We start from the raw sequence: 11,490 nt of genomic DNA, 5'->3' as shown, positions 1-11,490 counted from the left end.
TGAATACGGCACGCCCGTCGAGGTTCAGGCCGCCACCGCCACCCGTTCCAGGCGGTCGACCACGCCCTGCATGGCGCTGTAGAAGGCATCGTCGTCGCGATGCAGGCGCAGCCGGTCCAGCCGCGCCATCACTGCCAGCGCCTCGGCCGAGGCGACGCACAGCCGCCCGCCGCGGCGGTTGACGAACAGCAGGCGCGCCGAGATCGGGCTCACCCAGGTCAGTTTGCCGGGCTGCACACGGCCTTCGCGGTCGACGAAGTCCAGCCAGGTGCCCAGCGGCAGGGTGCGGAAGTAATCGGCGGTGATGTGGTCGAAATCGGTCGCCTGGGCCGGTTCCGGCAGTGCCGGCACGGTCTCGGCGGCGGGCGGCTCGGGCACGTCCACGCCCGTCGCGGGCAGCGCGGCCTGCAGCGGCCGCGCGTGCGCCAGGTCGTCCAGCGCGGTGTGCAGGGCCTGCCAGGCGGCTTCGGCCGCCGCGGCGTCCAGGCCGATGCTGGTCCACAGCCGGGTCAGCTCGGCATGCTGCGGCTGCAGCCACCCCTCCGCCGGTACCGCACCGCTCTGGGCCTGGCGGCACTGCGCCAGCACCGCGTCGCCCAGCGCCAGCGCCGCGGCGAGCGCGCTGCCCTGACCGTCGTCGCGCAAAGCCGATTGCTGCACGTACTGGCACCAGGACTGGCGCAGGAAGGCCTCGATGGGAAGCGGCACGGTCAGGTCGTCGCCGGCCTGTTGCAGCAGATCGTGCAGCGCCTGCGCGGCGCGCTGCCGGGCGACCTCGCGGCGCTCCTCCGCCCGTTGCAGTTCGGCCGCGCGGCGCTCGGCGATCTCCACCCGGCGTCGGTACTGCTCGTAGGCGCTGCCGAACTCGGCCTCCAGCGCCAGGAACACCGCCAGATGCTCGTCGAAATCGCGCACCACCCGCTCCACCGCCGCCTGCGCCTGCGCCAGCAGCGCCTGCTCCGGGCCGGTGCTGCCGGCATTGCCGTCGCAGGCATCGGCCAGCAGGTTCAGCAGGCGCCGCGCCGGATGCCCGTCGCGCACGAACAGGCGCCCGTCGATCAGGGCCACCTTGGCCATCGGCACCAGCATCTGCCCCAGCAGCTCGCGCTGCGCCGGCTGCAGCACGCATTCCTCCAGCATCACGTCGAACAGCAGGCCGACCAGATCGAGGGTGTCGGCATCGGCCGGATCCAGGCAGGTGCTGGCCGGGTCCAGGCCGAGCGAGGCGCCGATACCGGCGATCTGCCGGCGCAGGCCCAGCGCCAGCGGGCCGCCGTGTTCGCCGACGACGGCGAATCCGGCCAACGGCATGGTCTGCAGCAACGACAGCACCGACAGCAGCTCGCGCGGCGACAGGCAGCGCCGGCCGTCGCCCGGGCCCGCCTCCGGCTGCGCCTCGTGCAGCAGCGCGCGCAGCGCCGGCGGCAGCACCTCCTGTTCGTTGCGCGCGTGCGCGTCCAGGGCGCGCGCGGCGCGACGCTGCGCCGCCGACAGCGGCGCGGCGGTGTCCCAGTTCTCGAAGAAGCGGCTGATCCAGTCCGGCGCCGCCTCGTCCTCGCTCGCGCCCAGGCGCGGGATGGCACGGCGGCGCGGGCGTCCGCTCGGCAGCGCGCGGGCGCGCGCGACCTGGTTCAGGCGCTGCTCCAGTTGCGCATACAGCTCTCCGACGCGTTCCTGCAGTTCCTGCTCGCAGATCTTGACGATCGCCAGTTGCACCTGCGGCGCCAGCACCAGCCCGTGCAGCGCCGCGTACACCGCCGCGCCCACGTGCTCGGGGCCGAACGGGTTGTTGTCGGCATCGATGCGCTGGCCGCCGGCGATGAAGCCGAGGAACCGGTTCAGCCGCATCAGCTCCGGCCGCCAGCGGTGCTGGATCGCGCCGGCCAGGTTGCGCACCGCCAGGCGCACGTCCAGTTCCTGTTCCGAGACCAGGCTGAGGTCGCCACGCTCGCGCGCCAGGCTGCGCTCCACCGACAGCGGACGGCCGGCTTCCAGCGCCTGCCAGGCCTGGGCCAGGTGCGCGCGGAAGCGCGCGGCGATCGGCTCGCGCTGCTGGCGCAGCAGCTGGATCGCCTCGAAATAATCGTTCTGGGTCGGTCCGGCGCGCTCGGCCATGCGGAACAGCGCTTCGGCCAGCACGTCCAGCACCTCGCCGAAGGCGCCGGCGAGCGGAACCGACACCACATCCCGGACCTGATCGAGCAGATCCGCGTTGCGGCTGGGCGACAACTCTTCAGCGTATTCAGCAAGGGTCATGGCAGTGTGATACGCAGGCAGCAGTGAGACCGACGTCAATTCGGAAGCTAGCGGCAGATCAGCAACACAACGCGATTGTCCGTGTAACTGCGGCATCCGCTGCCGCCTGCGAGCGCCCGACTATAATTCCGCGCCCGCCCCACGGAATCGAGACTATGCGCACAATTCATTCGCTGCAAGCGCTGGATGCGCGCCGTTCAGTGCCATCCAAGCAGTTGGGCGAGCCGGGACCGGACGCGGAGACGCTGCTGGCCATGCTGCAGTCGGCGGTCCGTGTCCCCGATCACGGAAAGCTGGTGCCGTTCCGCTTCCTGCGCATCGCCGGCCCGGCGCGCCAGGCCCTGGGCGACATCCTCGCCGCGCGCACCCAGCAGCGCGATCCCGGCGCGGCGCCGGCAGCGGTGGAGAAGGATCGCGAACGCTTCGCGCATGCGCCGGTGGTGATCGCGGTGATCGCCTGCCTGCAGCGCGGACACAAGGTGCCGGAAATCGAACAGTGGATGACGGCCGGTTCGGTGTGCTTCGCGCTGCTGCAGGCCGCGCAGGCCTACGGCTTCGGCGCGCAATGGCTGACCGGCTGGATGGCGTACGACGAAACGGTGTCAGCGCGGCTGGGCCTGGCCGAGCACGAGCACGTCGCCGGCTTCATCCACATCGGCACCGCCCGCCTCGACGCACCCGAGCGCGAGCGGCCGGATCCCCGCGCCCTGCTCAGCGACTGGACGCCGTGAACGCAGGGTTGCCCCTGTCGCGGCCGCTGTACCTGGTCGACGCCAGCCTGTACGTGTTCCGCGCCTGGCATTCGATTCCCGATGAATTCCAGGACGCACAGGGCTGGCCGACCAACGCGGTGCACGGCTTCGCCCGCTTCCTGCTCGACCTGCTCGAGCGCGAACGCCCGCAGCACATCGTGATCGCCTTCGACGAAGCGCTGGACAGCTGCTTCCGGCATCGCCTGTACGCCGCCTACAAGGCCAACCGCGCGCCGGCGCCGGACGCGCTGCGCCGCCAGTTCGCGCACTGCAAGGCGCTGTGCGCGGCGCTGGGCCTGGGCGTGCTGGCGCACCACGACTACGAGGCCGACGACCTGATCGGCAGCGCCCTGCACAGTGCGCGCGGCGACGGTTTCCACGGCGTGATCGTTTCCGCCGACAAGGATCTGTCGCAGTTGCTGCTGGAGTTCGACGAACAGTGGGACTACGGCCGCGGCCAGCGCTGGGGCGCGGCCGGGGTCAAGGCGCGCCACGGCGTGCATGCGCACCAGATCGCCGACTATCTGGCACTGACCGGCGACGCGATCGACAACATTCCCGGCGTCACCGGCATCGGCGCCAAGTCGGCGGCGATCCTGCTGGCGCATTTCGGCGACCTGGACACGCTGCTGGCGCGGGTCGACGAAGTGGCGTTCCTGCGCCTGCGCGGCGCCGCGCAGATGGCCGTGCGCCTGCGCGAGCAGCGCGAGCACGCGCTGCTGTGGCGGCAGCTGACCACCATCGCCCTGGACGCGCCGCTGCACACGGCCGCGCCGGGGTTCGCCCGCGGCGCGGCCGATGCCGACATGCTGCACGGCCTGTGTGAGGTGCTGCGCTTCGGGCCGCTGACCCGACGCCGGCTGCTGCAGGCGGCCGGCCTGGAGTTTGTGGCCGGCTGAGCACCGCCCCCCCACCGCGGCGGGCCAGCGCTGCCGTCGATCAGGAGCCCGCCCCGTCAAGGCGAGATGCAGCGGCTGCGCACCGTGCCGCCCCGGCCGCGGTGTCCACGCAAACCGCGCGGCGCCGACTCCACGTCGCGCTCGCCAACCGCCAACCGCGGGCGCGTGGCGCACATCAAAACGACAACGCACGCTCTACACTGCACCGCATCGCCGGACCGCGCCGCGCGCGACCGCGCCTTCTTCCTCCGCTACCTGCGAGATGCCCATGCCCCGCCACGATTCCCCGCCCCGCGTCGTCTACGAAGGCAAATACCAGCGCATGGTCGTGCGCGGCACCTGGGAGTATTCCGAACGCGTGCATGCCGGCGGCCTGGCCGCGATCATCGTGGCGGTCACGCCGGACGACGAGGTGCTGTTCGTCGAACAGTTCCGCGTGCCGCTGCAGGCGCGCACCATCGAGATGCCGGCCGGGCTGGTCGGCGACATCGATGCCGGCGAATCGATCGAAGTGTCGGCGGTGCGCGAACTGGAAGAGGAAACCGGCTGGACCGCCGAGCACGCCGAGGTGCTGCTGATCGGCCCGACCTCGGCCGGCGCCAGCAACGAGAAGATCGCCTTCGTCCGCGCCAGCGGCCTGCGCAAGGTCGGCAACGGCGGCGGCGACGCCAGCGAGGACATCACCGTGCATTCGGTGCCGCGCACGCGTGCTGCCGCGTGGCTGGTGCAGAAGATGGGCGAAGGCTACGCACTGGATGCGAAGCTGTGGGCGGGGCTGTGGATGATCGAGCACGAACTCGACGGCACGCCGCGTGGCTGAGGGTCTCGGCCACGCATTGCCGCCGCTGCTGGGCGCGGACGACCCGGCGGTGTTCAGCGTCCATCGCCCACACGGCACCTCCCCGTTCGTACTGCTGGCGGACCACGCCGGCCAGGCGGTCCCGCGCGCGTTGCACGGCCTCGGCCTGGCGCAGGCGGAACTGGACCGGCACATCGGCTGGGACATCGGGATCGCCGGCACCACCCGCGCGCTGTCCGCGCTGCTCGACGCCTGGGCGATCGAACAGACCTACTCGCGGCTGCTGATCGACTGCAACCGCCCGTTCGCCTCGCCGACGCTGATCCCGTCCGTCAGCGACCGCACCATGGTGCCGGGCAACGCCGCATTGACGGCGGCGCAGCGGCAGCAGCGCATCGACGCCGTGCATGCGCCCTACCATGCACGCATCGCCGCCGAACTGGATGCGCGACGCGACGCCGCCCGGCCCACCGTACTGGTGATGATGCACAGCTTCACCCCGGTGATGGACGGCGTGCCGCGGCCCTGGCATGCCGGCGTGCTGTACCACCGCGACACCCGCTTCGCCCACGCGCTGCTGCAGACGCTGCGCGCGGAAGACGATCTGCTGGTCGGCGACAACGCGCCATACGCGGTCAGCGACAGCAGCGACTACGCGGTGCCCGTGCACGGCGAAGGCCGCGGCCTGCCGCACGTGGAACTGGAGATCCGCCAGGACCTGATCGCCGACGCCGCCGGCCAGCAGGCCTGGGCGCAGCGCCTGGCGCGGATCTTCACCGCGCTGCAGCCGCAGTTGCTGGCCTTGGCCTGAGCCGAGGCGCAAGCGAAAGCCAGCGTGCGCCGCCAGCGGCGATGCCGGCGCAGTCCAGCGCCACCTTGGTACCGCTGCGCTGGAACGGCCTCCATCACCACGGCAGGCGCAGCTGTAGGGTCGGCTTCAGCCGCGACCGGGTGTTATCGGGAACGCTGTCGCGGCTGAAGCCGCTCCTACCTATCTACGCAGGGCGACTCGCTGGGTCGCAAAGACGAATAAACGCGCGTCAGCGCTTCGCAGCCATCAGCGTGATGCGTCGCGGAGACTGCGGCGCACGACCTGGCGCCCGCCGCAGATGCGGTCCGCACCGCCAATCGTCACTGCGGCCATCCGGCATGCGCTGGCCGTCGCGCCACTCAGCATGCTGAAGCGGCTACCGCCTTCCTTCACGCCAAGCTGAGCGGCTCGTGCGCACGCTCGGGCTGGACCGGTCCGCACCGGAAACCCGCCCCGCATCGGACCCCACATGCTCATCCGCCTCGGTTACGAGATCCGCTACCGTTTCGCGCAGGCGACGCCGATGCTGGCGATGCTGGACATCCACGACAGTCGCCGCGACGACATCGTTGCCGCCACCGCGTTGCACAGCGTGCCGGCGCTGCCGTTGCACCGTTATCGCGATGGCTTCGGCAACCGCTGCACGCGCCTGCAGGTGCCCGCCGGCGCGCTGACCCTGCGTGCCGACGCGGTGGTGCGCGACAGCGGGCTGCCGGACTAATACCGCTACGACGCGGCACAGACCCCGGTGGAGGCGTTGCCCGACGACACCCTGGTGTACCTGCTCGGCAGCCGCTACTGCGAGACCGACCTGCTCAGTGGCATGGCCTGGGAACTGTTCGGCGGCACGCCGCCCGGCTGGGCACGGGTACAGGCGATCTGCGACTACGTGCATACGCGCATCGCCTTCGGCTATGCCCATGCCTGCGCCACCAAGAGCGCCGCGCAGGCGCTGCAGGAAGGGCGCGGGGTATGCCGCGACTTTGCCCATGCGGCCATCGCGCTGTGCCGCTGCATGAACATCCCGGCGCGCTACTGCACCGGCTATCTGGGCGACATCGGCGTCCCGGTCTCGGACGCACCGATGGATTTTTCCGGCTGGTTCGAGGCCTTCCTCGACGGGCGCTGGTACACCTTCGATGCACGCCACAACGTGCCGCGCATCGGCCGGGTGCTGATCGCGCGCGGCCGCGACGCCGCCGACGTGGCGATCAGCACCACCTTCGGCGACAACGTGCTCGAATCGTTCGTGGTGTGGACCGACGAGACCACGCAGGCACAGCTCGACACGCGCCCCTCCGCGGCGGCCGCTGCCATCACCGCCGCCGGATGCGAACCGGGCGACGCGCTGGCCTGCTGAATCATTGCAGTGGACGGTGCCGCCATGCGCAGCACCGTCCTTCCGTGAACCCGCGACCCAGCCCTGCGCGGACTCAGGCGAAGCCGTCGGTCGCGCGCACCAGCGCGTCGACGTTCTCCGGCTCGAACGCGGAGTGGCCGGAAGCCGGCGTGATCTGCAGCGTCGCCTTCGGCCAGGCCTTGGCCAGGTCCCAGGCGTTGGCCAGCGGGCAGACCACGTCGTAGCGACCGTGCACAATCACGCCCGGGATGTCGGCGATGCGGTGCGCGTCGCGCAGCAACTGGTCCTCGACCTCGAAGAAGCCGCCGTTGACGAAGTAGTGGTTCTCGATGCGGGCGAAGGCCAGCGCGAAGTGCGGGTCCTCGTGGCTGTCGACGAAATCGGCATCCACATGCAGGAAGCTGGTCGCGCCTTCCCACACGCTCCAGGCCTTGGCCGCGGCCAGGCGAGTGGCCTCGTCGTCGCTGGTCAGGCGCCGGTGGAAGGCCGAGATCAGGTCGGCGCGCTCCACCGGCGGAATCGCCGCGACGTAGTGCTCCCACGCGTCCGGGAACAGGCGGCTGGCGCCTTCCTGGTAGAACCACTCCAGTTCCCAGCGACGCAGCATGAAGATGCCGCGCAGCACCAGCTCGGTGACGCGCTCCGGATGCGTCTGCGCGTAGGCCAGCGCCAGGGTCGAGCCCCAGCTGCCGCCGAACACCTGCCAGCGGTCGATGCCCAGGTGCGTGCGCAGCCGCTCGATGTCGGCGACCAGGTCCCAGGTGGTGTTGTCGACCAGGTCGGCATGCGGCGTGGAACGGCCGGAGCCGCGTTGGTCGAACAGCACGATGCGGTACTTGGCCGGATCGTGGAAGCGGCGCATCTTGGCGTTGCAGCCGCCGCCGGGACCGCCATGCAGCAACACCACCGGCTTGCCGTGCGGATTGCCGCACTGTTCGTAGGACAGGGTATGCCGTGCGTCCACCGGCAACATGCCGCTGTCGAACGGCTCGATCTCGGGATACAGCGTGCGCATGGCGACTCCTGCAGGAAAACCGCGATTCTACCCATCGACCGCTTGGCGGCGGGATCGCATGCTCCCCATGCTGCTGCGCCGCCGCCAGTCGGGTTCGGCCCGCGGCGGCAATGCGGGGCCGGCCACGGAGGCTCAGCCGCGCGGAATGCAGCCCAGCGTGACCCGGTCGCGCGCCTCCAGGTCCTGATAGGTCGCCACCTCCGCGAAGCCGGCCGCCTCCAGCAGCGCGCGCACCGCCGCGCCCTGGTCCCAGCCATGTTCCAGCAGCAGCCAGCCACCCGGCAGCAGGTGCGCCGGCGCACCGGCGACGATCCGGCGCAGATCGTCCAGACCGTCCGGGCCGGACGCCAGCGCGCTGGCCGGTTCGTAGCGTAGGTCGCCCTGCTGCAGGTGCGGGTCGCCGGCGGCGATGTACGGCGGGTTGCTGGCGATCAGGTCGAAGCGCTGGCCGGCCAGCGGCGCCAGCCACGGCCCATGCGCGAAGGCGACGTTGCCCAGGCCATGTGCGTGCGCATTGGCCTGCGCCATCGCCAGTGCCTCTGCACTGAGGTCGGTGGCCGTCACCTGCGCCCGCGGGCGCTCGCTGGCCAGGGCCAGGGCGATGGCGCCGCTGCCGGTGCCGAGGTCGGCGACGCGCCGGCCCGGCGCCGTGTCCAGCCGCTCCAGCGCCAGTTCCACCAGCCGCTCGGTGTCCGCGCGCGGGATCAGCGTGGCCGGCCCGACCGCCAGGTCCAGGGTCCAGAAGCCGCGCCGGCCGGTCAGGTAGGCCACCGGCTCGCCCTGTGCACGCCGCGCCAGCAGCGCCTGGAACCCAGCGACCACGCCGTCCGGCAGCGACTCGCGGGCATGCGCGAACAGCCACGCGCGGTCGCGCTGCAGAGCGTGCAGCAGCAGGGCTTCGGCATCGCCGCGCTCGACCTGGGTGCAGGCGTCGCGCAGCAGGGATTCGGGAGTAGGCGCATTCATCGCTGTCACGATGACGCAGCGAGTCTGGAAAAGCCAACGTGGTAGAACGGACCGACGCCCATGCGCCATGGGCGACTGGCGCCGCCGCGCGGCAGTGCAGCAAAGAGCCAGGCTTGGGAATCGATAGAGGAAACCTATCTATTCAATTCCATCAATCGATTTGAGGGATCTATCGGCGCCCCCTATCATGAGCCTCGTTCCATCCCCCGACCCCTATTGCAACCACGAGGAAACTCCATGTCGTCTTTGATCAACACTCAGGTCCAGCCGTTCAAGGCCAACGCCTACCGCAACGGCGAATTCATCGAAGTCACCGACGCGGACCTGAAGGGCAAGTGGTCGGTGCTGATCTTCATGCCGGCCGCCTTCACCTTCAACTGCCCGACCGAAGTGGAAGACGCCGCCGAGCATTACGCCGAGTTCCAGAAAATCGGCGCCGAGGTCTACATCGTCACCACCGACACCCATTTCTCGCACAAGGTGTGGCACGAGACCTCCCCGGCGGTGGGCAAGGCCCAGTTCCCGCTGGTCGGCGACCCGACCCACCAGCTGACCCGCGCCTTCGGCGTGCACATCGAGGAAGAAGGCCTGGCCCTGCGCGGCACCTTCGTGATCAACCCGGAAGGCGTGATCAAGACCCTCGAGATCCACGACAACGCGATCGCCCGCGACGTCACCGAGACCCTGCGCAAGCTCAAGGCCGCGCAGTTCGTCGCCTCGCACCCGGGCGAGGTGTGCCCGGCCAAGTGGAAGGAAGGCGAGAAGACCCTGAAGCCGTCGCTGGACCTGGTCGGCAAGATCTAAGCCGCCCGCGCTCCCATCTCCGCCTTGCGGCGGGGGTGGGGGTGAACCGCAGCCGGCATCGTCCGCCGGCGCCGGCTGCGGTTCATCCCTCCTCCCATTCGCGGCGTGCTGCCCCGGCAGCGTGCCTCCCCCTCGCTTTGCCCAACGTCAGGAGTCCGCCATGTTGGATGCCGATCTGAAAACCCAGTTGAAGGCCTACCTGGAGCGGGTCGTCCGGCCCATCCACATCACCGCGTCGGTGGACGATGGCGCCAAGTCGCGCGAGATGCTCGACCTGCTCGAGGACCTGGTGCTGCTGTCGGACAAGATCACGTTGGACGTGCACCGCGACAGCGGCGAGCGCGCGCCCTCGTTCGCGCTGAACAGCCCCGGCCAGGACATCCACCTGCGCTTCGCCGGCCTGCCGATGGGCCACGAGTTCACCTCGCTGGTGCTGGCGCTGCTGCAGGTCGGCGGCCACCCGTCCAAGGCCACCGCCGAACTGATCGAGCAGGTGCGCAACCTGCCCGGCGAGTACCGCTTCGAAACCTATTTCTCGCTGTCCTGCCAGAACTGCCCGGACGTGGTGCAGGCGCTGAACCTGGCCGCGGTGCTGAACCCGAACATCCAGCACGTGGCGATCGACGGTGCGCTGTTCCAGGACGAGGTCGAGGCGCGGCAGATCATGTCGGTGCCCACCGTGTACCTCAATGGCGAAGTGTTCGACCAGGGCCGCATGACCCTGGAGCAGATCGTGGCCCGGCTCGACACCGGCGCGGCCAAGCGCGATGCGGCGGCGATCGCGGCCAAGGCGCCGTTCGACGTGCTGGTGGTCGGCGGCGGTCCGGCCGGCGCGGCGGCGGCGATCTACGCTGCGCGCAAGGGCATCCGCACCGGCGTGGCGGCCGAGCGCTTCGGCGGCCAGGTGCTGGACACCATGGCGATCGAGAACTTCATCTCCGTGCAGGAGACCGAAGGCCCGAAGATGGCCGCGGCGCTGGAGCAGCACGTGCGCCAGTACGACGTGGACATCATGAACCTGCAGCGCGCCGAACAACTGGTGCCGGCCGGTGCCGATGGCCTGGTCGAGGTCAAGCTGGCCAATGGCGCCTCGATGAAGAGCCGCACGGTGATCCTGTCCACCGGCGCGCGCTGGCGGCAGATGAACGTGCCCGGCGAAGACCAGTATCGCAACAAGGGCGTGGCCTATTGCCCGCACTGCGACGGCCCGCTGTTCAAGGGCAAGCGCGTGGCGGTGATCGGCGGCGGCAACTCCGGCGTGGAAGCGGCGATCGACCTGGCCGGCATCGTCAGCCATGTCACCCTGGTCGAGTTCGACAGCAAGCTGCGCGCCGACGAAGTCCTGCAGCGCAAGCTGCGCAGCCTGGGCAACGTCGACATCCTGGTCAACGCGCAGAGCACCGAGGTGCTGGGCGACGGCCAGAAGGTCACCGGCCTGGTGTACAAGGACCGCGTCGGCGGCGATGTGCATCGCGTGGCGCTGGAAGGCATCTTCGTGCAGATCGGGCTGCTGCCGAACACCGAGTGGCTGCAGGGCACGGTGGCGCTGTCGCCGCGCGGCGAGATCGTGGTCGACGACCGCGGCCAGACCTCGCTGCCCGGCGTGTTCGCCGCCGGCGACGCGACCACGGTGCCGTACAAGCAGATCATCATCGCCATGGGCGAAGGTTCCAAGGCGGCGCTGAGCGCGTTCGACCACCTGATCCGGCACAGCGCACCGGTCGCCAGCGGCAGCGTGGCCGAAGCGGCCTGACGCGCACCCGTCCCGCGCCGCTTCGCCGGCGCGGGACCAGGGCGTGCGGTCTCCACCGCGCGCCCATCTGTCTCG

9 protein-coding genes and 1 pseudogene are annotated in these 11,490 nt (G+C 70.5%); 7 read left to right on the top strand and 3 right to left on the bottom strand.

From position 1 onward, the window contains the following. Positions 1 to 24: 24 nt before the first annotated feature. Positions 25 to 2,256 (bottom strand): DUF1631 family protein, encoded by a 2,232-nt coding sequence (locus PIQ37_RS13330; protein ID WP_342073848.1) that lies wholly within the window; start codon positions 2,254 to 2,256, stop codon positions 25 to 27. Positions 2,257 to 2,411: 155 nt separating this feature from the next. On the opposite strand from PIQ37_RS13330, the gene PIQ37_RS13325 reads away from it, so the two are divergent. The 5 genes and pseudogenes from PIQ37_RS13325 to PIQ37_RS13305 all read left to right on the top strand — a co-directional run bounded on the left by PIQ37_RS13325 (position 2,412) and on the right by PIQ37_RS13305 (position 6,877). Further along, positions 2,412 to 2,987 carry a nitroreductase family protein gene (locus tag PIQ37_RS13325; protein ID WP_342073847.1) on the top strand — a complete coding sequence of 192 codons (576 nt, stop codon included), beginning with the start codon at positions 2,412 to 2,414 and terminating at the stop codon, positions 2,985 to 2,987. Next, positions 2,984 to 3,907 (top strand): 5'-3' exonuclease, encoded by a 924-nt coding sequence (locus tag PIQ37_RS13320; RefSeq protein WP_342073846.1) that lies wholly within the window; start codon positions 2,984 to 2,986, stop codon positions 3,905 to 3,907. Before PIQ37_RS13325 ends, PIQ37_RS13320 begins: the two co-directional genes overlap by 4 nt. Before the next feature lie 268 nt (positions 3,908 to 4,175). Continuing rightward, complete coding sequence (locus PIQ37_RS13315) at positions 4,176 to 4,727, top strand: NUDIX hydrolase (RefSeq protein WP_017909232.1); 552 nt, start codon at positions 4,176 to 4,178, stop codon at positions 4,725 to 4,727. Further along, on the top strand, positions 4,720 to 5,517 hold the full coding sequence (locus PIQ37_RS13310) for an N-formylglutamate amidohydrolase (protein ID WP_342073845.1): 798 nt from the start codon (positions 4,720 to 4,722) through the stop codon (positions 5,515 to 5,517). Before PIQ37_RS13315 ends, PIQ37_RS13310 begins: the two co-directional genes overlap by 8 nt. Positions 5,518 to 5,986: 469 nt before the next feature. Next, positions 5,987 to 6,877, top strand: a pseudogene (locus PIQ37_RS13305) (transglutaminase-like domain-containing protein). 73 nt (positions 6,878 to 6,950) lie between these two features. Here the strand turns inward: PIQ37_RS13305 and pip are convergent. Together pip and prmC are read right to left on the bottom strand one after the other, a co-directional pair. Beyond that, on the bottom strand, positions 6,951 to 7,892 hold the full coding sequence (pip, locus tag PIQ37_RS13300) for a prolyl aminopeptidase (protein ID WP_342073844.1): 942 nt from the start codon (positions 7,890 to 7,892) through the stop codon (positions 6,951 to 6,953). Positions 7,893 to 8,024: 132 nt separating this feature from the next. After that, positions 8,025 to 8,858 (bottom strand): peptide chain release factor N(5)-glutamine methyltransferase, encoded by an 834-nt coding sequence (gene prmC, locus PIQ37_RS13295; protein ID WP_342073843.1) that lies wholly within the window; start codon positions 8,856 to 8,858, stop codon positions 8,025 to 8,027. A gap of 237 nt (positions 8,859 to 9,095) precedes the next feature. On the opposite strand from prmC, the gene ahpC reads away from it, so the two are divergent. Next, complete coding sequence (gene ahpC / locus PIQ37_RS13290) at positions 9,096 to 9,662, top strand: alkyl hydroperoxide reductase subunit C (RefSeq protein ID WP_010341941.1); 567 nt, start codon at positions 9,096 to 9,098, stop codon at positions 9,660 to 9,662. A gap of 160 nt (positions 9,663 to 9,822) precedes the next feature. Beyond that, positions 9,823 to 11,415 (top strand): alkyl hydroperoxide reductase subunit F, encoded by a 1,593-nt coding sequence (gene ahpF / locus PIQ37_RS13285; RefSeq protein ID WP_342073842.1) that lies wholly within the window; start codon positions 9,823 to 9,825, stop codon positions 11,413 to 11,415. Positions 11,416 to 11,490: the final 75 nt, after the last annotated feature.

Origin of the sequence: Xanthomonas protegens (assembly GCF_038442435.1) — a bacterium.
GTDB classification, from domain to species: Bacteria; Pseudomonadota; Gammaproteobacteria; order Xanthomonadales; family Xanthomonadaceae; genus Xanthomonas_A; species Xanthomonas_A sontii.
This window is presented reverse-complemented; position numbering and strand designations above follow the sequence as displayed.